Source organism: Lysobacter sp. Root667 (genome assembly GCF_001427715.1).
Lineage (GTDB): Bacteria > Pseudomonadota > Gammaproteobacteria > Xanthomonadales > Xanthomonadaceae > Lysobacter.
In genome coordinates, this window is the sequence record NZ_LMHF01000012.1 from 264,691 (window position 1) to 286,724 (window position 22,034).

At 68.7% G+C, this 22,034-nt stretch carries 18 protein-coding genes; 9 read left to right on the forward strand and 9 right to left on the reverse strand.

Features of this window, described 5'->3' with window-relative positions; genetic code table 11:
* Positions 1-34 precede the first annotated feature (34 nt).
* From ccsA to ASD78_RS12590, 6 genes are all read left to right on the forward strand, one after another.
* Positions 35-823, forward strand: coding sequence for a cytochrome c biogenesis protein CcsA (gene ccsA / locus ASD78_RS12565; RefSeq protein ID WP_055900086.1), 789 nt, complete (start codon positions 35-37; stop codon positions 821-823).
* Positions 824-849: 26 nt separating this feature from the next.
* Positions 850-1,518 (forward strand): CPBP family intramembrane glutamic endopeptidase, encoded by a 669-nt coding sequence (locus tag ASD78_RS12570; RefSeq protein ID WP_056101836.1) that lies wholly within the window; start codon positions 850-852, stop codon positions 1,516-1,518.
* Between the two features lie 164 nt (positions 1,519-1,682).
* Positions 1,683-2,138, forward strand: coding sequence for a MarR family transcriptional regulator (locus ASD78_RS12575; protein ID WP_056101840.1), 456 nt, complete (start codon positions 1,683-1,685; stop codon positions 2,136-2,138).
* A 3-nt stretch (positions 2,139-2,141) separates the two neighbouring features.
* Positions 2,142-3,665, forward strand: coding sequence for an efflux transporter outer membrane subunit (locus ASD78_RS12580; protein WP_055900095.1), 1,524 nt, complete (start codon positions 2,142-2,144; stop codon positions 3,663-3,665).
* Positions 3,662-4,846 (forward strand): efflux RND transporter periplasmic adaptor subunit, encoded by a 1,185-nt coding sequence (locus tag ASD78_RS12585; protein WP_055900098.1) that lies wholly within the window; start codon positions 3,662-3,664, stop codon positions 4,844-4,846. The genes ASD78_RS12580 and ASD78_RS12585 overlap by 4 nt, the downstream gene beginning before the upstream one ends.
* Positions 4,847-4,994: 148 nt before the next feature.
* Positions 4,995-6,557 carry a DHA2 family efflux MFS transporter permease subunit gene (locus ASD78_RS12590; RefSeq protein ID WP_055900101.1) on the forward strand — a complete coding sequence of 521 codons (1,563 nt, stop codon included), beginning with the start codon at positions 4,995-4,997 and terminating at the stop codon, positions 6,555-6,557.
* Between the two features lie 78 nt (positions 6,558-6,635).
* Here the strand turns inward: ASD78_RS12590 and ASD78_RS12595 are convergent, their stop codons facing one another.
* Together ASD78_RS12595 and ASD78_RS12600 are read right to left on the reverse strand one after the other, a co-directional pair.
* Positions 6,636-8,342 carry an enoyl-CoA hydratase-related protein gene (locus tag ASD78_RS12595; RefSeq protein ID WP_200944173.1) on the reverse strand — a complete coding sequence of 569 codons (1,707 nt, stop codon included), beginning with the start codon at positions 8,340-8,342 and terminating at the stop codon, positions 6,636-6,638.
* A 288-nt stretch (positions 8,343-8,630) separates the two neighbouring features.
* Entirely contained in the window at positions 8,631-11,096 is a 2,466-nt protein-coding gene (locus tag ASD78_RS12600) for an XVIPCD domain-containing protein (protein ID WP_056101843.1), read from the reverse strand.
* A 117-nt stretch (positions 11,097-11,213) separates the two neighbouring features.
* On the opposite strand from ASD78_RS12600, the gene ASD78_RS12605 reads away from it, so the two are divergent.
* A complete protein-coding gene (locus ASD78_RS12605; RefSeq protein WP_056101846.1) occupies positions 11,214-12,209 on the forward strand; it encodes an ankyrin repeat domain-containing protein in 996 nt (331 codons plus the stop codon).
* 37 nt (positions 12,210-12,246) lie between these two features.
* On the opposite strand, the gene radA is transcribed toward ASD78_RS12605, so the two are convergent.
* From radA to ASD78_RS12620, 3 genes are all read right to left on the reverse strand, one after another.
* Positions 12,247-13,656, reverse strand: coding sequence for a DNA repair protein RadA (radA, locus tag ASD78_RS12610; protein WP_055900110.1), 1,410 nt, complete (start codon positions 13,654-13,656; stop codon positions 12,247-12,249).
* A gap of 179 nt (positions 13,657-13,835) precedes the next feature.
* Positions 13,836-14,123 (reverse strand): hypothetical protein, encoded by a 288-nt coding sequence (locus ASD78_RS12615; RefSeq protein ID WP_055900113.1) that lies wholly within the window; start codon positions 14,121-14,123, stop codon positions 13,836-13,838.
* A gap of 181 nt (positions 14,124-14,304) precedes the next feature.
* Positions 14,305-14,610: a hypothetical protein gene (locus tag ASD78_RS12620; RefSeq protein WP_055900116.1), complete on the reverse strand. Its 306-nt coding sequence runs from the start codon at positions 14,608-14,610 to the stop codon at positions 14,305-14,307.
* Positions 14,611-15,240: 630 nt separating this feature from the next.
* Between ASD78_RS12620 and ASD78_RS12625 the strand changes: the two genes are divergently transcribed.
* On the forward strand, positions 15,241-15,426 hold the full coding sequence (locus tag ASD78_RS12625; RefSeq protein WP_056101853.1) for a DUF6229 family protein: 186 nt from the start codon (positions 15,241-15,243) through the stop codon (positions 15,424-15,426).
* A gap of 97 nt (positions 15,427-15,523) precedes the next feature.
* Positions 15,524-18,391 carry a type 2 lanthipeptide synthetase LanM family protein gene (locus ASD78_RS12630; protein WP_056101858.1) on the forward strand — a complete coding sequence of 956 codons (2,868 nt, stop codon included), beginning with the start codon at positions 15,524-15,526 and terminating at the stop codon, positions 18,389-18,391.
* A gap of 123 nt (positions 18,392-18,514) precedes the next feature.
* Here ASD78_RS12630 and ASD78_RS12635 read toward each other — a convergent pair whose 3' ends face one another.
* From ASD78_RS12635 to ASD78_RS12650, 4 genes are all read right to left on the reverse strand, one after another.
* Positions 18,515-19,639 carry a hypothetical protein gene (locus ASD78_RS12635; protein WP_056101861.1) on the reverse strand — a complete coding sequence of 375 codons (1,125 nt, stop codon included), beginning with the start codon at positions 19,637-19,639 and terminating at the stop codon, positions 18,515-18,517.
* A 60-nt stretch (positions 19,640-19,699) separates the two neighbouring features.
* On the reverse strand, positions 19,700-20,089 hold the full coding sequence (locus ASD78_RS12640) for a hypothetical protein (RefSeq protein WP_156087738.1): 390 nt from the start codon (positions 20,087-20,089) through the stop codon (positions 19,700-19,702).
* A 158-nt stretch (positions 20,090-20,247) separates the two neighbouring features.
* Positions 20,248-21,294 (reverse strand): ATP-binding protein, encoded by a 1,047-nt coding sequence (locus ASD78_RS12645; RefSeq protein WP_056101863.1) that lies wholly within the window; start codon positions 21,292-21,294, stop codon positions 20,248-20,250.
* Position 21,295: 1 nt separating this feature from the next.
* Positions 21,296-21,991, reverse strand: a complete 696-nt coding sequence (locus ASD78_RS12650; RefSeq protein ID WP_082575612.1) for a response regulator transcription factor — start codon at positions 21,989-21,991, stop codon at positions 21,296-21,298.
* Positions 21,992-22,034: the final 43 nt, after the last annotated feature.

Consider the following 22,034-nt stretch of genomic DNA (forward strand, 5'->3'; position numbering starts at 1 on the left):
GCGGATCGGCACCGCGCTATGCCACACTGCGGCGATGACAATCGTTCTCATCGCCGTCGCACTCTATCTGGTCGCCACCGGGCTGCTGGTCGCGGCCGTGCGCCAGGACGGCGGGCGCAGCGCCCGCTTGTGGCTGCTGCCGGCCGATCTGGCGGTGCTGCTGCACGGCGCCGCGCACCTGCTGGCCTGGAAGCTGGCCGGCGGCGCCGACATGCATTTCTTCGCCGCGCTGTCGCTGGTCGGGCTGGGCATGGCGGCGCTGACCGCGGTGGTCGGAGCGTCCGGGCGCATGGCCGCGCTGGGCGTGGTGGTGTTCCCGCTGGCCGCGCTGACCCTGATCGGCTACCACGCCTACGGCCACGTGGTCGCCGAGCCGCTGGACTGGCGCCTGCAACTGCACGCCTGGATGGCCCTGCTGGCCTACGCGACCCTGGCGATCGCGGCGCTGCTGGCGCTGATGCTGTGGCTGCAGGAGCGCGCCCTACGCCGGCGCGAGTTCCACGGCTGGCTGCGCGCGCTGCCGCCGCTGGTGGAACTGGAAACGCTGCTGTTCCGCACCATCGCGGTCGGCTTCGTATTGCTGACCGCGACCCTGCTGACCGGCCTGCTGTTCGTCCAGAACCTGCTGGTCCAGCACCTGCTGCACAAGACCGTGTTCAGCGTGATGTCGTGGCTGGCCTTCGGCGGCCTGCTGATCGGCCGCTGGCGCTACGGCTGGCGCGGCGGCATCGCGGTGCGCTGGACGCTGGCGGCGATGGGCCTGCTGGTGCTGGCGTTCTTCGGCAGCAAGTTCGTGCTCGAACTGGTCCTGCAGCGGACCTGACCCCCACCCGGCTCGGAACGCCCCCCATGCTGCACTGGATCCGGTCGCTGTCGCTGCGCAGCGAGTTCGTGGTGGTGATCGGGCTGGCGTTCGGCTGGGCCCTGCTGTCGAGCCTGCAGAGCGTGCTGTCGGGCGCGTCGGCGCAGACCGACGCGGCGTTCACCTTCAGCGCGGCCGCGCTGTGGAGCGTGCTGATCATCGAACTGACGGTGCTGGCGATGCTGGGCTGGTTCCTGCGCGCACGCGGCTGGGCGTTGTCGCATTTCGGACCGCCGCCGCAAAGGCACGATGTCTTGCCCGGGCTGGTGCTGATGGCCGCGTCCATCGTCGCCTACCAGGTGCTGGCAGTGCTGGCGCTGTCGGGCGGGGTCGAACTCAAGCCGGCGGCGATGTCGCCGGGCGTGGGTTGGACCGCGATCCTGGCGGCCTCGGCGGTAAATGGTTTCTACGAGGAAATCTTCGTCTGCGCCTACGTGATCGTGGTCCTGCGCGAACGCTGGGGCCTGTGGCCGGCGATTCACGTCAGCACCGCGATCCGGGTCGCCTACCACCTCTACCAGGGCTCGACCGGGGTGCTGGGGATCGTGCCGATGGGGCTGATCTTCGCGGGCTGGTACGCCCGTACCGGCCGCCTGTGGCCGTTGGTATTGGCCCATTTCGCCCTGGATGTAATCGGCCTGGCGGCGCTGGCTTGAGCACCGAACCCCGCACATCCAACTGATTTTGTTGGATTAAATCCAGGACTGCCCAGTCCCGGAACCGGCGACGCGCGCCCGTTCGATCGCCAGGACGCAGAATTACATTGACGTAACAATATTTGCATTGACAACTATTGCACGGGGTAGCAATATGCCGCCCCATGAAAACCTCCTCCGCCTCCGCTTGCAGCGGATCCACCCTCGGCCTGCTGTTCCGTCAAGTCCGCGACGCGATGTGGGCGCAGATGGAGCGCGAGTTGGCTGCCGCCGGCCACGAGCTTACGTTCAGCCAATACATCACCCTCAAGAAGCTCTCCGACGGCAGCGCCGGCGTGACCGATCTGGCCCGCGCCGCCGAGCTCAACCCCGGGGCGATGACCCGCCTGCTCGACCGGCTCGAAGCGCGCGGCTACGTCGCCCGCGTCGCCGACCCCACCGATCGCCGCGCCCTCAACATCCTGCTGACCGACGCCGGCATAGCGATCTGGCAAGACATCAACAAATGCGGCCAGCGCGTGCGCGAGCAGGCCCTGAGCGGCATGAGCGACGACGAACGCAATACCCTGATGCGCCTGCTCGAACAGGTGCGCGACAACCTCACTCCCTCTGGTTCCTGAGCCATGAACATTCCTGCCTCGACAGCGAACGCAGCCGCGCCGCGGCGCATCCTGCGTCCCCTGCTCACCGCCCTGGCCGCCGCGCTGATCCTGGCCGGCTGCGCCAGTACCCACGGCCTGTCCCCCGAAGGCCGCGCGCTCGACGCCGATGCGTTGGAAAGCCAGCGCAGCCTGGGCGCGTACGCGGTATCGGACGCCGCCTTCCCGAAACAGGATTGGTGGACCGCGCTCGGCGACCCGCAGCTCGACGGCCTGATCGCCGAAGCCCTGGCCGGCACGCCCGGCCTGGACGCGGCCGACGCGCGCGTACGCCAAGCGATCGCCCAGGCCGGCCTGGCCGACGCCGCGCGCAAGCCCACGGTCGGCGCCAGCGCCCAGTACGCCGGTGTGCGCATCCCCGAAACCGTCGCCCCGGAACCGCTGGGCGGCCACTACAGCGGTGTCGAGCTGCTGTCGCTGAGCTTCAAGTACAGCCCCGACCTGTGGGGCGGCCACCGCGCGCGCTGGGAATCGGCCTTGGGCCAGGCCCGCGCCGCCGAAGTCGAAGGCCAGGCCGCGCGTCTGACCCTGTCGTCGAACATCGCTCGCGCCTACGTGTCGCTGGCGCAGGCGCACGCGGCGCAGGACGTCGCGCTCGCCGAGAAGGAACGCGCCAGCCGCCTGCTCGGCCTCGGCCGTCAGCGCGTCAAGGCCGGCCTCGACAATCAACTGCAGATCCGCAACGCCGAAAGCACGGTCGCCGCCGCCGAACAGCAGGCGCAAGCCGCGCAGCAGCAGATCGACGCCACCCGCAATGCGATCGCCGCGCTGCTGGGCAAGGGCCCGGACCGCGGCCTGAGCATCGCCAAGCCGGCGCTGCTGAGCGCATCCGCGCCGGCGATCCCGGCGGTCGCGTCCAGCGAGCTGCTCGGCCATCGTCCCGACGTGGTCGCCGCGCGCTGGCGCGTGGAAGCGGCCGCGCACGGCATCGACGCGAGCAAGGCCGACTTCTATCCGACCGTGAACCTCAGCGCCATGATCGGCCTGGCCTCCGGCGGCCTGTCCGATCTGTTCAGCAGCGACGCGTTGCTGCTGCAGGGCGGCCCCGCGATCAGCATGCCGATCTTCGACGGCGGCCGCCTGCGCAACCAGCTCGCCAAGAGCGACGCCGACTACGATCTGGCCGTCGCCAATTACAACCAGAGCCTGGTCGGCGCCCTGCGCGAAGTCGCCGATGCGCTGCAGGCCGCACGTTCGCTGGACGCGCAGTTGGTCTCCGCGCAGCAGGCGCGCGACGCCGCGCAGTCGGCCTGGCAGTTGGCCACGGCGCGCTACCGCGGCGGCCTGGGCACCCAGCTCGACGTGCTCGCCGCGCAGCGTCCGCTGCTGCAGCTCGACCAGCAGATCACCGCGCTGCGCGCGCAGCGGCTGAGCGCGTCGATCGAACTCGACCGCGCGCTCGGCGGCGGACTCGTACTGACCGCTCCCGCCACCGTCGCTTCCACCACTGTCTCCAATTCCGATACCGCCAAGGCCTCCACGCCATGACCACCGAGATCAATCCGCAAGCCGCGGCCGCCGTCGCGCCCAGCAACGGCAAGCGCCGCAAGTTCCTGCTCATCCTGCTGGCCGTGGTGGTGATCGCCGCGATCGCCTGGACCGCGTGGTACCTGCTGGTCGCGCGCTGGCACGAAGACACCGACGACGCCTATGTCCAGGGCAACATCGTCAGCATCACCCCGCAGTCGGTCGGCACCGTGGTCAGCATCGGCGCCGACGACGGCATGAAGGTGACGGCCGGCCAGGTGCTGGTCCAGCTCGATCCCAACGACGCCCAGGTCGCCTACGAGCAGGCGGTCGCCAACCTCGCCAACACGGTGCGCCAGGTGCGCGGCCTGTACAGCGCGGTCGACGCCGGCCAGGCCGACCTCAACGCCCGCGAAGTCGCGGTGCAGAAGGCGCGCGCCGACGTGAAGCGTCGCGAGGGCCTGGTCGCCAGCGGTGCGGTCTCGGCCGAGGAACTGGCCCACGCCCGCGACGAACTCGCCGCCGCCGAGGCCACGCTGTCGTCTTCGCGCGGCTCGCTGTCGCGCAACCGTGCGCTGGTCGACGCCACCACCCTGGGCAAGCAGCCGCAGGTCGCCGCCGCCGCCGCGCAACTGCGCCAGGCCTACCTCAACCTGCAGCGCGCCGCGATCGTCGCGCCGGTGTCCGGCTACGTCGCCAAGCGCAACGTGCAGTTGGGCCAGCGCGTGCAGCCGGGCTCGACGCTGATGACCATCGTGCCGCTGGAACAGGTCTGGATCGACGCCAACTTCAAGGAAACCCAGCTCAACAGCATGCGCATCGGCCAGCCGGTCGAACTGCATTCCGACCTGTACGGCTCCGACGTGACCTACGACGGCAAGGTCGCCGCGATCGGCATGGGCACCGGCAGCGCCTTCGCCCTGCTGCCGGCGCAGAACGCCAGCGGCAACTGGATCAAGATCGTGCAGCGCGTGCCGGTGCGCATCGAAGTCGACCGCAAGCAGGTCGTCGAGCATCCGCTGCGCCTGGGCCTGAGCATGCACGTCGACGTCAACATCCGCGGCCAGGACGGCGCGATGCTGGCCAACTCGACGCCGGTCAAGCCGGTGCTGAGCACCGATGCCTACGCCAAGCAGCTCGCCGACGCCGACGCGCTGATCGAGAAGATCGTCAACGACAACCTGCCGAACCGTCACGGCTGAGCGCAGCGAGCGCGGCTCCGCGCTCGCCTCCGCTGCCTGGCGCGACCGCGCCGGGCAGCCTCGCCCAGCCGCCACCCGACGCCGCCGACGACGACGGCGCCGGCCCGATAGCGACGAACACCGCGCCACTCCTTCTCAAGGCCGTTCCATGTCCGCCACCGCCACCGCAGCCGCGCCCGCCCCGCAAGCCGGCTTCCGGCCACCGAACATTCCGCTGACCACGCTCGGCCTCGCGCTGGCGTCGTTCATGCAGGTGCTCGACCTGACCATCGCCAACGTCTCGCTGCCGACCATCTCCGGCAACCTCGGCGGCAGCGCCAATCAGGCGACCTGGGTAATCACCTCGTTCGCGGTCAGCAACGCCATCGCGCTGCCGCTGACCGGCTGGCTGACCCGCCACTTCGGCGAACGCAAGCTGTTCGTGTGGGCGACCTTCCTGTTCGTGATCGCGTCCCTGCTGTGCGGCCTGGCCAGCAGCATGGGCCTGCTGGTGGCCGCGCGCGCGCTGCAGGGTTTCGTCGCCGGCCCGATGTACCCGATCACCCAGGCCCTGCTGATCTCGATCTATCCACCGCACAAACGCGGACAGGCGATCGCGCTGCTGGCGATGGTCACCGTGGTCGCGCCGATCGCCGGCCCGATCCTGGGCGGCTGGATCACCGACAACTACAGCTGGGAGTGGATCTTCTTCATCAACGTGCCGATCGGCATCTTCGCCAGCCTGGTGGTCGGCAGCCAGCTGCGCGGCCGGCCGGAGAAGCTGGAAAAGCCGAAGATGGACTACGTCGGCCTGATCACCCTGGTGATCGGCGTCGGCGCGCTGCAGATCCTGCTGGACCTGGGCAACGACGAGGACTGGTTCCGCTCCAACCTGATCGTGATCCTGGCGATCGTGTCGGCGATCGCGCTGGCGGTGTTCGTGATCTGGGAGCTCACCGACAAGGACCCGATCGTCAACCTGCGCCTGTTCCGGCACCGCAATTTCGCCGCCGGCACCGCGGCCATGGTGATCGCCTACGCGGCCTTCTTCGCCGTCGGCATCCTGGTGCCGCTGTGGCTGCAGCGCAACCTGGGCTTCACCGCGATCTGGGCCGGCTTCGCGACCGCGCCCATCGGCATCCTACCGGTGCTGCTGACGCCGTTCGTGGGCAAGTACGCGCACAAGTTCGACCTGCGCTGGCTGGCCACCCTGGCCTTCGTCGCGATGTCGCTGACCAGCTTCGCGCGTTCGGGCTTCAACCTGGACGTCGACTTCAACCACATCGCCATGGTGCAGCTGTTCCAAGGCTTCGGTGTGGCGCTGTTCTTCATGCCGGTGCTGCAGATCCTGCTGTCGGACCTGCAGCCGCACGAGATCGCCGCCGGCTCCGGCCTGGCGACCTTCATGCGCACCCTGGGCGGCAGTTTCGCTGCCTCGCTGACCACGTACGCCTGGACCGAACGCGGCGCGGTCCACCATGCCCACCTGACAGAGAAGCTTTCGGCCTACGATCCCAACCTGATCGAGACCGCCACCCGCATGGGCGGCGGCAACTTGCAGGCCGGCGCGGCGATGCTGGAGCGGATGATCTCCAACCAAGCCGCGCAGATCGGCTTCAATGAGATCTTCCACCTGCTCGGCTTGATCTTCTTGTCGGTGATCGTGTTCGTATGGTTCGCCAAGCCGCCGTTCCAGGCCAAGGCCGGCGCGCCCGCGGGCGGCGGCCACTAAGCGCGGCGACACGCGCAAGAACGAAGGGCCGGGATTTCCCGGCCCTTTTCGTTTGCGTCGATCGCGCTCACGGAACCGCTAGGCGGTCTCGCGCGAATCCCTCAGGTCGCGCGCGGGTTCGCTCGCGGGCACGGGCGCGCCCTTGCGCACGAAACGCCGGCGGGCGTCGTGGTAGGCCGGGTCGGGGCCGAAGAAGTTGCGGTACATGTGGCTGAGTTCCTCGGCCGCGTAGCTCTCCAGCGGCTTGCGGCGTTCGTCGCTGCTACGGCGGCGGCGCTTGAGTCCCAACGCCTTGCGCCACGCCGCCGGCTCAGCCAGCGCCTGCGCGCGCGCCTCCACCTCCGCGCGGAAGGCCTCGCCGTCCTCGCCGAACGCCGCGTCGATCAGGCCGATGCGCGCCGCGTGCTCGCTGGTCAGCGGTCGCAGGCTTTCGGTGAGTTCCTGCGCGCGCGCCGCACCGACCCGGCGCGGCAGCAGATAGGTCCAGTACTCCGAACCGTACAAGCCGCCCATGCCCTTGTAGTGCGGGTTCAGGACCACGCCGCCGCGCGCCCAGACCTCGTCCGCGGCCAGCGCCAGCACCACCCCGCCGGCGCCGGCATTACCCTGCATCGCCGACACCACGCGGTGACTGTCGGTGATCGCGATCTCGCGCACCAGCGCATTCATCGCCAGGATGTTGCGCCACGATTCCAAGGCCGGATCGTCCGCGGCCTCGATCTGGTTGAGGTGGATGCCATTGCTCCAGACATCGGTGCCGCCCATCAGCGCGATCACCCGCGTCGGGCGCTGGCGCGCATGCATGAACGCGGCGCGCAGGCGCTCGCACTGCCGGGTCGACAGGGCGCCGTTGTAGAAATCGAAATGCAGATAGCCGACGTCGCCGTCTTCGCGGTAACGGATGTCGCGCCAGGTCGCCGGGCCTTCCGGCGCGTCGATCTCCAAAGGCAGTTCGGGCACGCGCGCCATGCGTTGCGGTCCCAGCACCTGCGCCGCCGGCAGCTTGATCCCGTCCTTGGCGCGCAGATGGCTGAGCCACAGCGCGCCGTCGCCGCTGGCGACGCAGACCGCGCCCTCGCGCTGCGCCAGCAGCTCGCCGGGACGCCCGCGCAGCAACGCTTCCGGCCAGGCGCCGTAGAGCTGGCAGGCCAGCCCGGCCAGCGTCGCGCGCGCGCCCGGCGTGCTGTCGCCGCAGCGCACGCGGCGCAGGATGGTCGCGCTCGGCAGGTCCCAGTCGACCGCGCGATCGGCCGCGCGCATCGACGGGCGCAGACGTCCGCGCACCTCGGCGTCGCCATAGTCGAGCGCGCGCGGCTGGTACAGACCGGAGGCGTAGCGATCGATCGCCGACAGCAGCGCACGCATCGCCGCCTGCGCGACTTCGTGACGGTAGAGCTCGCTCTTGCCGACCTCGCGCATGGCGAAACCGGCGCTGGCCCAGATATCGCCGGCGTCCATCTCCGCCGCGGCCTGCAGCACGGTCACGCCCCACTCGCGCTCGCCTTCCAGGATCGCCCAGTCCAGCGACGACGGACCGCGGTCGCCGACGATGCCGGGGTGCACGATCAGGCAGGTATAGCGATTCCAGACAGCCTCGGGGATCGCCGATTTCAGCATCGGCGCCACGATCAGGTCGGGGCGCTCGCGCTGCGCCGCCTGCTGCATGGTTTCGGGGTCGGTCGCGACCTGGATGACGACGTCGTGGCCCAGTTCCGACAGCCGGCATGCGGCCAGCTGCGACAGTCCATTGCACGCCGTGCACAACAGCAATATGCGCAGTGCCATCGAACATTCCTTGTTCGTCCGTGTGAATTCACTCTCGGCCAAGGCCGAGGGGCAAACTCGCTCCCTAGTCACATTTCCTGCGAATGGTCGCAGCCGGACCGGTCAAAGTTGGACGGCGGTCGGATCTTGAAGCTCAGCCGATGCCGCGAACCGGCGCAAGCGCGCGTTCGTGCATCCGGCCATGGGGAATTCGGGCGTGGCTGCGGCGGCGCGGCAACCCGCGCACAGCGAGATCGACGCAGGCCGGTTCCGCGACGACGGCGCGTCGCGGAACCCGTATGCAGCGACTCAGGCGCGGCGCATCGCGCGCTCGGCGCTCTGCGGATCCTGGCTTTGTTCGAGCTGCGGGTTCTGGGCCAGCGCAGGCGCGCGCGCGGCTTCGATCTCGGCCGCGCGCTGGGTGCTCTCGCGCAAGGGCGTGTCCATGCCGCGAGCGGTTTCGACGCTGGCGTTGACCCGCGCCGGATCGTCCAGCCGCCCCTGTACCGCGAACACGCGGCTGGCGTCGCGGCTGAGTTCGACGTGATTGATCTCGTTCATGCCGCTGCGCATCGCCGCGACCGCGAGCGAACCGGCGAGCTGGTCGCTGCGCGGATCGGGCGTGCGGTCGAAGCGCGCGTCGAGCGCATACACGCCCTGGGCGGCGCCGCGGTACAGCGGGTACTGCGAATGGCGCGGGTCGTTGAGTAGGACGCCGTCGCCATCGGGCGTCGCGGATGCGCCGCGTTGCGCCGGCTGGGCCTGCGGCAGCACCGGCGCATCCTGCGCGGGCGGTGCGATCGCCGGCATGCGCTTGAGCGCCGACTGCTCCATCTGGCGGGTGCGGAAGTCCAGGCTGGGCAGCACGGTGTCGACCATGCCGTGGCGCTGCACCGCCTCGCCCGCGGCCTGGCCGATGTTGTCGAACAGCACCTTGGTCTGGACGATGTTGCGGATGCCGCCCGGGTGGGTCGGGTCGAAGGTGACCGCGGCGCCGCCGACGCCGGCCACGGTCGCGCCGGTCAGGGCGAAACCCAGCGGCGCATAGCTGGTGGTGCGGCGGACCTGGTAGCCGGTGGCGTCGAGCGTGGCGTCGATGGAATGGCCGGCGCCGTCGGCGGCGCGGCGGACATTGGCGCCGACCGCATCGGCGGTCTGCTCGATCGCGCGCGCGCCCTGCTGGGCGCCGCTGCGGGTGTGGTTGGCGGCCTGCTGCGAACCGTTCAGTGCCGCGCGCGCCTCGCCGCGCTGGGTCTCGCAGTACTGCGCCGTGGCGCGGTCGCGCTGGTCGGCGATGTCGTTGAGCATCGGCACCCAGCGTCCGGCGCCGCGCAGGAAGGTGTTGGTGGCGCTGTTGGTCCACTTGGCGCCTTCGCACTGGACCATATCGACCGCGGCTGCGGCGCGGCCCGAGACCAGTTGAACCTGGGCCACGGCTTCGCCGCCGGTGCGCACCTGCCAGCCGGTGATCTGGCCGACGGTATGCGTGCCGACCTGGGCCGCGCGACCGGTCGTCTGCAAGCTCACGCGCGCGCCGTCGCCGGCCAGATCCAACCCGCGATCGACCACGCGGCCGCCCCCGGCGATCACTTCGCCGGCCTGGCGACCGACCTGGGCGCCGGCCAGCGACACCGTGGCGACGCGCAGCAGCGGCCCGGCGAATTCGCCGGCCTGGCCCAGCGACATCGCCTGCGGGCGGTCGATCAGGCTGCCTTGCGCATCGCGCGTCTTCGGCGTCAGCAAGGGCTGCACCTGGCCCGCCGCGAGCGGCATGTCGCGCAAGGCGCGATTGCCCGATTGGGTGGCCAGGGCATCGACCAAGCCGCGCGCATCCGACTGCGCCTCGCGGCTGTAAGGCAGGTGCTGCGCGAGCTGCTGGCCCAGCAGTTCCTTCGCGCCCGGCAGGCGCATCAGTTCCGAGGCCTGGTTGGCGACGCGGCCGAGTTCGGCCCGGCGCAGACCGTTCATGCGGTCGATGCTGGTCTGCACGTCGGTCAGCACTTCGCCGGTGACCTGGTAGGCGACGACGGTCTGGTTGGGGTTGTGGACGCTCAGGCCGTTCTGGTCGGCGTAACGCTGCGCCGTGGCCTGGTGCAGGCCGGCGGCATTGAACGTGGTCGCGGGCACGCCGGTGATGGCGGAGCCGGCGGAGGCCAGGCCGCCGCCCAGGGAATGGCCGACGATTTCGAAGTTGCCGCGAATGGACGATTGATTGACCGCCGTGGCCAGCGACATCGCCCGAGTGTAGTAATCGCTTTCCAGACCCAGGCCCTGGCGCCCGTTGTTCATCCAGTCTTCCGGGGCCGATTCACGGGTGACCTGCTTGCCATCCTCGTCGAACACGACCGGACCGTTCGAGCCCTTGTAGCTGAGCACCGGCTTGGCCTCGGGCCCCAGCACCTTGGGATCGGGAAGGTAGATCTCGGCACGGAAAGCGGAATCATCGGGTTGCAGAAAGCGATCGATTTCGCGATCGCTCATATCGAACCCGGCCTTGCGCAACAGATCCGGATGCTCGCTGCCACGCAACCAACCCGGCGGCGGCTGGCCGGCGTGTTCGGCGGAGCGATAGACATCGGCCGCCAGCCCGGCCATTTCGCGGGCATGGTACTGGCGTTGCAGGGCATCGGCCTGGGCGCCCAGTTCGCGGTCGCCGCTGGTCGCCGAGCGTTCGCGCATCGATGTCAGCAGGGCCTGCTGATCGCGCAACTGTGCGATCTTTTCCTCGGCCGTACGCGGGGTTTGCGACGGGAGGTCCTGCTCGGGCGTGGACATGGCGGTTCTATCCCTGAACGGCGCTAAGCTCGGCCCGAAACTGCCACTTCGCCCCGCCCCTGTCAAACGTCGGCTTTGTTACATTCGGACCGCCCCACGCCAAGGACGACCGCCGCCATGACGCTGCCGCTTCCGCCCCCGCCGTTGCGCCGCCGGCTGCTCGCCGGGCTGGCGCTCGCCGGCCTGATGCTGTGCGCCCTGACCGCGTGCTGGGCGATGCCGCCCCCGGGCGGCGACCGGCTGCCCTGGGACCCGGGCGACTACTTCGAGGGCCCGGCGCTGCAGCTGGCGCTGGCCAGCGACCGGCGCAAGGCCGAGCAGATCCGCTGGATGATCCGCGACAAGGGCATCAACCCGGACAAGTTGTTCGACAAGGGCGACATGCCGCTGGTCGCCTGGCCGGTGTTCAACGAGAACCCCGAAGGGCTGCGCCTATTGCTGGAAAACGGCGCCGATCCCAACGCACGCATGCATCAGCCGCAGCGCAAGCGCGGGCAGTACCGCAACAATGCGATGGTGCTGGCGGCGCGCAGCAAGAACCCGGTCTACCTCAAGCTGCTGCTCGATCACGGCGGCGATCCCAATACGCTCAATTCCAATGACGAATCGCTGCTGTACGTGGCTTACCTGCGCGGGCAATGGCAGAACGTGCAGCTGCTGATCGAGCGCGGCGCGGATGTCAACGACGTGCTTTATTCCACACTCAATGACAATCGAGGCCACAACACCGTACTCAACTGGTATGCGAGCCTGGGCAATTTCGACAAAGCCTATTGGCTGTTGCAACGCGGTGCCGACCCTTCTTTGAAGATGCGTGTGTCTGACAATCCGAAGTTCGCAAGCGAGCGCGGCCGCATGCCCATCCTCGAAGACATCTTCTGGCTGCCGGTAAAACCCCATATGGTCGAATGGCAGCGCAAATGCCAGATGTTCGCGCTGGCACGCGGCCTGAAACCGCCGCCGATGCCCGAGGCCATCAAGTTCAGCCGCAAGGGCCTCGGCCTGCCGACCGAGGAAAAAGACATTCCGCTGCCGACGCTGGAGGAAGCCAAGCGCGCGCAGGCCTCGGCACCGACGCAGTCGCCCGCGCCCACTCCCGCACCTGCCCGCTGACCCAGTCGCCGGCGCGCCAGGCGCGCGCCGCGCTCGCTCAGTCCGCCGACGCCTCCAGAGCATCGGCCAGACGCTCCACCGCGATCACCGTCATCTCCCCCACCCGCCCGCTCTTGGGCGCATTGGCCTTGGGCACGATCGCGCGCTTGAAGCCGTGGGTCGCCGCTTCCTTCAGCCGCTCCTCGCCGTTGGGCACCGGGCGGATTTCGCCGGACAGGCCGACCTCGCCGAAGGCCACGGTCTGCTCGGCCAGCGGCCGGTCGCGCAATGAGGACAGCACCGCCAGCAGCACCGGCAGGTCGGCCGCGGTTTCCTGCACGCGGATGCCGCCGACCACGTTGACGAACACGTCCTGGTCGCCGACCCCGACCCCGCCGTGGCGGTGCAGCACCGCCAGCAACATCGCCAGCCGGTTCTGCTCCATGCCGACCGCGACCCGGCGCGGGTTCGACAGCGGCGAGGAATCCACCAGCGCCTGCACCTCGACCAGCAGCGGCCGCGTGCCCTCGCGGGTCACCATCACGCAGCTGCCCGGCTGCGGGCTTCGGCTGCCGGACAGGAAGATCGCCGAGGGGTTGGGCACCTCGCGCAGGCCCTTGTCGCCCATCGCGAATACGCCCAGCTCGTTGACCGCGCCGAAGCGGTTCTTGAACGCGCGCAGCACCCGGAAGCGGCTGCCGCTTTCGCCTTCGAAATACAGCACCGCGTCGACCATGTGTTCGAGTACGCGCGGGCCGGCGATGCCGCCCTCCTTGGTCACGTGGCCGACCAGGAACACGGCCGTGCCGGTCTCCTTGGCGTAGCGCACCAGCCGCGCCGCGCTTTCGCGGACCTGGCTGACCGAGCCCGGCGCGGCGCTGAGCTGTTCGGTCCACAGGGTCTGCACCGAATCGGCCACGATCAGCGCCGGCTTCATCTTCACCGCATGCTCGAGAATGCGCTCGACCCCGGTTTCGGCCAGCGCGTGCACGCCGTCCAGCGGCAGGCCCAGGCGCGCACCGCGGCCGGCGACCTGAGCCAGCGATTCCTCACCGGTCACGTACAGGCCCGGCAGGGTCTGGGCCATGCGCACGATCGCCTGCAGCAGCAGGGTCGACTTGCCGATGCCCGGATCGCCGCCGACCAGCACCACCGCGCCGTGGACCAGGCCGCCACCGAGCACGCGGTCGAACTCGCCGATACCGGTGCTGACCCGCGATTCCTCGCCGTGCTGCACGTCCTTGAGCGCGGTGACCGCCGGCGCGTCGGCGCGGCCGGCCCAGCTGCTGCGCCGGGTCGCGGCGACCCCGCCGCCCTTGGCCGCAGGCTCGACCACGAACTCGCTGAGCGTGTTCCAGGCCCCGCATTCGCCGCACTGGCCCTGCCACTTGGTGTGGTCGGCGCCGCATTCGGAACAGACGTAGGCGGTGCGCGCCTTGGCGGCGGGCTTGCTGGCGGGTTTGGACATGGGGGGCGCTGTGCGGAAACCGGCCTGCACTGTACCGGGACGGCGTCGCAGCGCGCGAGACCGGAACGGCCGAAAGGCGCGTAAGCCGATGCCGCGCCGGCAGGTAGGGCTCCGCCCTGCCCGGCCTTATCCAGATGAATGCAGCGCGGGCACCGACCGCTACGGCGCCACGCGGAACCTCAAGCCGCCAACGGCCGGTGATGCTCCGGGTACAGCGCCGGCAGCCAGCGCTGCGGCGTCGCCAGCAGGCCCGGCACATCGGCGCGCGGCACGATTCCGTAGCCGCGCGCGTCGATATCGGCGGCGATGCTGCGCCAGTCCAGGCGCGGCGCGGCCATCGTGCTCTCGATGGTCCAGCCGAAGCGCAGCGCACCCAGCGCGAACATCTCGTCCAGCGGCAACGGCCGCCCCGCGGGTGCGACCACGTAACCTTCCTCGTCGCCGACCACGAACACGTCCACACGCATCTATTGTCTCCTCAGCCTACCGCGCCAGAACGGCCTCGCCGCTCGATGGCGCGCCATGGTGGCGATCGCGCAAGAAAAATTTCGTGAAAGAATGATGGCGGAACGGTGAATCGTAGGCGCGGGCGCGCACTGCACTACAGAACGATCCGTTATCGGCGCATGCGATTCGCGCAGCCCCGCCTCAGGCCGCTTCGAGGCGGCTGAGCATGCGCCGCACGACCAACGCCAGGGTGCGCCGCGATGTCTCCATCGCCACCAGATAATCGCCGGGGCGCTCCTGCCCCATCACGTGCTTGGCGGCGTTGACCGTGTCCAGCACCAGCACCGCGCCATCGGCGCCGACCATGTCGCTGAGCGTGCGCCGGTGCGCGTCGAGACGGCGTTCGATCTCGTAGTCCAGTCCGCGTCCCGCCCGCGCGATCGCACGCGCGAGCGTCGCGTCCAGGTGCTGGAACTCGCCTTCGATCTGCGCGGATGTGTAATGCATGGGCGGCGGTTCCTGTGAGGGCTCGTCGGCGACGACGGGCAACGAGACTAGGCAGCGCTCGTCTCACCGGATGACACTGCAACGGCGGCGGGCACTTAGGCGATCGCGTATGTGACCTGGGAAGCGTGGGCAGGTTCCGCGACGCGGCAGGCGGCGGTTCAGACGCGCGTCACGATGAGGCGCGACGGCGCTCGACCTCATGCAATGCTGCGACGCAGCCATGAATGATCTCGGCGGTCGAGCGTCGCGCCGACTCCAGGCCCTGTGCTACGCAAGCGCGCCACCGTCGCCGGTGTCCGTGCGTCTGGTTGGGCCCGCGCATTCATGGACGGTCGATGGAGAACAATTCGGCGCAGACCGGCAGTGCATCACAGTTCGCAGGCGCTACAGCCTTGCGGACCGTCGTGTTCGGCGCGTTTGGAGCGGTCTGAAGATATCCATACCGCTCATTTGACAGCCGTTGAGGCGCCTGTTTAGAGTGCCGGGGCGGTACCTCTTGAGGTGCGTCGCCGATGCGAGTCGGTTCGCGATGAGAGGCCGCGAGGCTCGAAATCGGTGTCCCGTGCGACAGCCCTTCGCCATTGGAACTGCTGTCCGCTGGACGACATCAGCACTCAAGGAGGATCCGCAATGCAAAGCAACGACATCGTCTCGGCTTGGCTCACCGGCGCCAACAGCGTCGACGGCTACATGAATCCGGCGGGACCGCTGTTTATCGAAGGGGAAGTCGCTGTCGATGACGCGATGAGGTCGCCCCTGACGCACTCCACGTCGATATCGACTTGCCCGAGCGGGCGCTGCTACTGCTGCATCTGAGGCAGTCACGCAGTCATCGGCGCGCACCCCAGCCGGGTTGCGCGTCGTCTCGGCGCCGTCCACGCGCCGCACACTCGAATCCCAAGCCGGTGCCGCAATGACCGAAAGCCGTATACACGAGGGCTTCGGTCCGATCATCGACCACTTCACCGCCGCCGCGCGCGAGGCCTTCGAAACCCGGCTTGCCGCCTTGTCCGCCGGCATCGACGCCCAGGAATCGGAACTGATCCGCGCGGCCTTGGCCCAAGCCTTGTACGAGAACGCGCGGCTCAAGCTCAATCGCGTCCTCCTGCTCGAACTGCACGCCGCGAAGCTGGGCGGCGAACTCACCGCCGAAGACGAGCCCGGCCGCTTCGCACAGTTCGTCGCCAAGACGCTGCGCAGCGAATTCACCGAACTCCTGCATCAACGTTATCCGCCGCTGTTGGAACGCCTGCAGCGCGCGCTGGGCCAACAATGCGCCGCCATCGAAACGCTGGTGGCGCGCCTGATCGCCGACCGCGCGGCGCTGGCCGAATTGTTGGGCGCGGCACCTGGCCGCTTGATCAAGCTCAGCCTCGGCCAAGGCGACCTGCACGACGGTGGCCAGACCGTGGCCCGGCTCAAATTCGAAGCCGGACAGGTCATGTACAAGCCGCGTTCGCTGCGCATCGACGCGGTATTCGATGAATTTCTCGCCAGCATCTTCGAAGGCGCGTTGCGCATCCGCGTGCCCGCCGTGCTCGACCGTGGCGACTACGGCTGGGCCACCTTCATCGAACATCGTTATTGCGAAAACGACGACGAATTGCGCAGCTTCTATCGTGGCCTGGGCCACTGGCTGGSGGTGCTGCGCCTGCTCGGCGGCACCGACATCCACCTGGAGAACCTGGTCGCCGCAGGCCCCGTACCGACCGTGGTCGATGTCGAGAGCCTGTTCGCCGCCGCCCATCCGGTGGCAGCGTCGAATTACGGCCAGGCCTACGATCTCGCCCAGACGCTGATCCTGAGTTCCGTGCTGCGCACCGGCATCGTGCCGTTCCGTTCGCGGGCCCTGGGTTTCGGCCGCGCCGACCTGTCCGCCGCCGGCTCGCTGCCGGGCGAGCAGCCGCAACTGCAGGTGCCCGTCATCGCCGACGACGGCACCACCGCCGCGCGGGTGGAGCTCGTCGAAGCGGACATGGCGACCTCGCAAAACCATCCCAGCCCGAATCCCGATGTGTCGCGCTATTGGGACGACATTACCGACGCCTTTCTCGAGGCCTCGCTGCGGCTGCGCGCGCTCGATGCGGAGGGCAGGCTGGTGCCCTTGCTGTCCGCGTTCGAAGGCTGCCGGGCGCGCGAGGTCAGACGCGCGACCCAGATCTACGTGGAGATCGGCCGCATGCTCTGGCATCCGGCATCGTTGCACGAGGAAGCCAAGGCCATCGAGCGCGCACGCACCTTGTTTTCCGGCAGCACCGCGGGCATGGCCCCAACGCAGCAGGAAATCGCCGGCGAAATCGACGACTTGCGCTATGGCGACATACCGATCTTCGTCGTGTCGCTGACGCCCGAGCGCATTGCCGAAACCCTCGACAACTGGCGCACAATGCGGATCGAGCTTGAGGAAATGACGATCCGCAGCTCGCTGGTCGTCACCCAGCTCAACAGCGGTACCGACGGACCGGGCCAACGCGACAGCCGCTCGCATTTCGCCCGCCGTCCGCATCGCGACAAGCTCGACCAACGCAGGCGCAAGCTGGCCGCCGAAACCACCGAACGCCTGTTGCGACTCGCCGTGCGCGGCGAAGATGGCTCGGTCACCTGGATCACACCGGAAAGCTTCGGCGACAAGGGCTGGCACGTGCAGCCCTTGGGCGCGGACGGTTATTTCGGCCTGGGCGGCGTGGCCGTCGCCTTGGCCGGTTATCGCCATGAAGTCGAAAACGGACGCGCCGACCCGGTAGCGGGCATCGACGAGGCGCTTGAAGGCGCCCTGCTCTCTTTGCAGACGTTCATCGACGCCGAAGCGCCGGCAACCGTAGGCGGCTTCACCGGCGATGGCAGCCGCATCTGGGCCTGGCTGGTTCTGCACGATCTGCTCGGGCGCCCGGAACTGCTCGCCAACGCCTGCGCTTGCGCGGCGGCGCTGGAGCGAAAGGGCTTCGAGGACGACCGCAGCCTCGACATCACCGATGGCAGCTGCGGCGCGATCGCGCCCCTGCTGGGTCTGGCCGAGGCAACCGCCGATCCGCGTTGGCTGGCGCTCGCCGCGCGCGCCGCCGCGCATCTGGAATCGAAGGCGCGCACCGACGAACAGGGAACCTACTGGCAAACGCTGGAGCTTGCCGATCCGATCGGCGGCTTCGCCCACGGCGGCTATGGCATCGGATGGGCCTTGGCCCGTCTGGCGCGGACCGACGCCGGCAGCCAGGCCGAACGCCGGCGCTGGAACGAACTCGCCGTCGCCGCATTCGCGTTCCAGGACTCGCTGTTCGACGCATCGGCCGGCAACTGGCGCGATATTCGCATCAAAGACGCCGTCAACTTCCCTACCTGGTGCAACGGCGGCGTCGGGATCGGTCTGGCGGCCGCCGATCTGTACGCGCGCAGCGGCGATCCCCGCGATTTGCGCGACATGCGTCGCGCGGTGGCGGCGTCGCGCGGGCAATGGGGATTTACCCATACCCTGTGCCACGGCGATTTCTCGCTATGGGAACTGCTGGTGCGCGCATCGATGCTCGACCCGGAGGCCTCGGCCATCGACCACAACGAGGCGACCGCCCAGGTCGTCTCGGCGATCGAGGAACACGGCATCGTCGGCGGTATCACCCGCCAGGCGTTCACCCCCGGCCTGATGACCGGTCTGGCCGGCGCTATCCATGGCCTCAACCGCATGCACCCCGATTGCGACCTGGCCTCGCCGCTGCTGCTGGAATGCAAGCGGACCGCCGCGCCGAAAGCGAGCGTGGCGACGACTTTGGAGGCGCTTGCGATCTCGTAGGCGGCGGCGCCGGTTCCAGCCGAAAGCGGACTACGCGGCGATCCGTCGATGCCCGAAAACGACGAAGCCCCGCATCGCGGGGCTTCGGAAAGACGGTGCCGGCAACGGCTCCGTGCGCACCGGCTATCCCATCGCCTTGCGATGCTCGGGTTGCTCGGTCGTCTGCGCGGCCGCCAGCTGGGTCTGCGCTTGCGGTTGGGCCTGGGTTTGCACCGCGACGGTCGCGGCGTCCTGTTCGCGCACCCCACGCGCCTGGTTCTCGCTGACCATCGCGTAGTTCGGACCGGACGGCCCCTTGCTGCCGTCGAACACGAACACATTGCGATCCGGATTGCCGCTGGCATCGACGATGGGATGGCCGGGTTGGATCCCGGTCACGCCGTCGAAACCTTTCTGTTTCGCGCCCGCGTACAGATTGGCCGCCAACTGGTCGTCGGCCATGCCGTGCGTGCGCATCGCGGCGACGACCTGCTGATACATCGGATCCTCACGCATGCGTGCGACGTTCGGGTCCAGTGCGGCCAGCGCGGTGCGGGCTTCGCCGGGTGCCGCATCGGGCGTGCGCAGACTGGCGTGGCTGTCGGTGGATACGGTGCCCGGCGTCGGCAGCTTCGGGCCGATCACATCCTCCGGCGACAGGCCGTGCTGGCCCACGCGCACGCGGTCGCTCCACTCCAAGTTGCCGCTGCCGTTCATCAGCACCAGCTTGCCCTGATCGAGCGACTGCCCGATCAGATTGGCCAGTTGCTCCGGCGTGGCATTGCGGTTGGCGGCGCCGATCTGGTTGCCGATGGAATTGTTGTACAGGTCCATCGCCTCGCGATTGGCCCAGTTGCCGGGCAGCCCTTCGTGCGCGGTGGTGAAGGCCTTGCCCCACTCCGGCCCGTACTCCTGCGCCAGCCGCGCACTCCAATAGGCGTGCCGGAACGCGTCGCGATGACCGTCGTTACCCTGCCACTCGCGCGCGCGGTCGGCGGGAACCCCGGCCGGCACCGCATTGTCCGGAAAGCGCCGCTCGCCCTCGGCGAAGGCTTCGCGTGCGATATCGCGGAAGCCGCTCAGACCGGCTAGCCCGCGATCGCGGGTGAGGCGATCGAGCAAGGCGCCCTCGGTCTTGGTCATCTGCCGGCCGTCGGTGAACGGGATATCGATCGCACCGAACGCCCGGGGATGGTAGGTGATGACCTCGTCGTCGGAGACCTGGTAGTTCGTCCGAATGTCGTTGAGGTTGGGACGTGGATCCGCCATCGCGCTCTCCTTTTCGCTTGCGTTTCGTTCGCTACCGCGCGATCGCGCGCGCCGCGCGCTTTATCTGCGCGCCCAACGGCGCGATGCCACGCGCCCGTCCTGGTAGCGGACCTCGTAATACTCTTCGTCGATGCCGGCGTCGGAAACGCCGAGTTCGTAGATGTCGACGCCCGTCGCCGCATTGCTGGAGTCCGGCTCGCCGAGCAGGCCGATCACGTCCTCGCGCGGCATGCCGTCGGCGACCAGCTTCGCCAGCGCGGGCACCATCGAACCGCGTTGGTTGTCCAGCGGCTTCGCGCCGCGTTGCGATTTCCAGGCAGCCGAATCGAAGTTCGTGGTCTCTTGCATGGGGCACGCCGATAGTAGGAAGGGAATCAACAGAACGCCGACTCGCGCTCGCTGCAGCGCGAGCCGGGGCGAAACCCCCAAGGTGATCGATGGCTTGCTCATGAACCGTCCCTGGAGTGGCTGGCGTCCGATGGCGCGAGCCTAGCACGGCCATTGCAGGTCCTCGTGAAACCGTGGGACCTGCGCGTTCGACGCGGCTTCGCCGCCAATCCTGGGTTGGGTTCGACAGGGATGGCGCAGCGCGGCCGCGCCAAGATCCATCAGGCGTCGCGCAGCGGCAGCGTGAGCACCACCTCAAGCCCACCGCCCGCGCGCCGGGCCGCGACGACCTGGCCGCCGTGCATTTCCATCGCGCGCCGGGAGATCGCGAGCCCCAAACCGGCTCCATGGACGGGTTCCTGGCCTTCGACTCTGGTGAAAGGTTGGAATATCGACTCCAGCATGTGCTCCGGCACGCCTGGCCCGCGATCGCTCACGACCGTCTCGAGTACGCGCCCATCGCCGACGATTCTGCTACTCACTTCCACCACCGCGCCTTCCGGGCTGAACTTCACGGCGTTTCGGATCACGTTCTCGAACGCCCGGTAGATGAGATCGCCGTTGACGTCCGCGACGAACTGGCCGGGCGCCTCGATCACCAAGGAACGCGACGACGCCCGCGCCTCGAAGTCGGCATCTTCCGCTATCGCATACAGCAGTTCGATGACATCGACGCGCTCGCGTGCCGCCACTCCTGCCTCCATGCGATGCAGCGTCAACAACTCCTCGATCAGGGCGTCGAGCCGTTCGCCCTCGCGCCCGATACGGCCGATCATCGCCTCGCTCTGCGCGGGATCCTGTCTCAGAAGGCCGATCGCCGCCTGGATGCGCGTCAACGGCGAGCGCAGCTCATGGGAAATGTCGTGGAGCAGGACCTTGCGCGATTCGGTGAGTTGCTGCAGCCGTACCGCCATGCGGTCGAAGTCCTGCGCAAGATCGGCGATCTCGTCGCTACGGCGCCCCATGAGCGGTTGAACCCGAGTGTCGAGGTGGCCTTCGGCGATCCGGCGCAACGCCCAACGCAAGTGCTGCAGTGGGCGAGACAGATACCACGCCAGCGCCAGCCCGGTGACGAGAATCGCGACTCCCGCCGACACCAGGGGCGCTACCGGCAGGACACCGATACGCGCGATGCCATCGACGGACGGGGGCGGACCCCGACCGGTGAGCTGAAAATAAGTAGCCACACCGGCGATCGACAAGATCATGCATACCCACAGCGCAAGCAACAGCTTCCAGAACAGGCGCCCGGGTCTCCACTTGTACATCTCAGTCCTCCAGCAGTTGGTATCCCAACCCTCGCACGCTCTGGATCCAGGATTGGCCATCCGGGCGCACGCCCAGCTTCTGACGAATGCTGCTGATGTGCACGTCGATACGGCGATCGAAGCGAGCCAGCGGCCGGTCGAACGCCTGTAAGGAAATGTCCTGTTTGCTGACCAGCCGACCGGAATGCCGAGCGAGCACTTCCAGCAAGCGAAACTCCGTGCCGGTCAGTTCCAGCGCCGCGCCGCGCCAGGCCGCCCGCCGGCTGCCCGGCCACAGCGTGAGGTCCCCGACCCGCAACATGCGTTGCACGCTTGCGCCGCCTGGCGACCCGCGGCCTTCCGCACGCCGCAGAATCGCGCGTATGCGCGCCACCAGTTCACCGGGCGTGCAAGGCTTGGGCACGTAGTCGTCGGCGCCCATGTCGAGCCCGACGATGCGATCGATGTTGTCGCCGCGCGCGGTGAGCATGAGGATGGGCACTGCGCTGGCGGCGCGTATCCGACGCAATGCCTCGATGCCCGATAGGCGCGGCATCATGATGTCCAACACGACCAGCGCGTAGTCATTGGAGATCGCCTGGGACACCCCGGCTTCACCGTCCTGGACGGTGGTCACCTCGAATCCTTCTCGCGCCAAGTACTGCGAGAGCAGCGAGGTGAGATCGACATCGTCGTCGACGAGCAGGATCTTGATCATGCGGGCAGTATCCATCCCACGACGCCGAAAAACACTCGTTTCC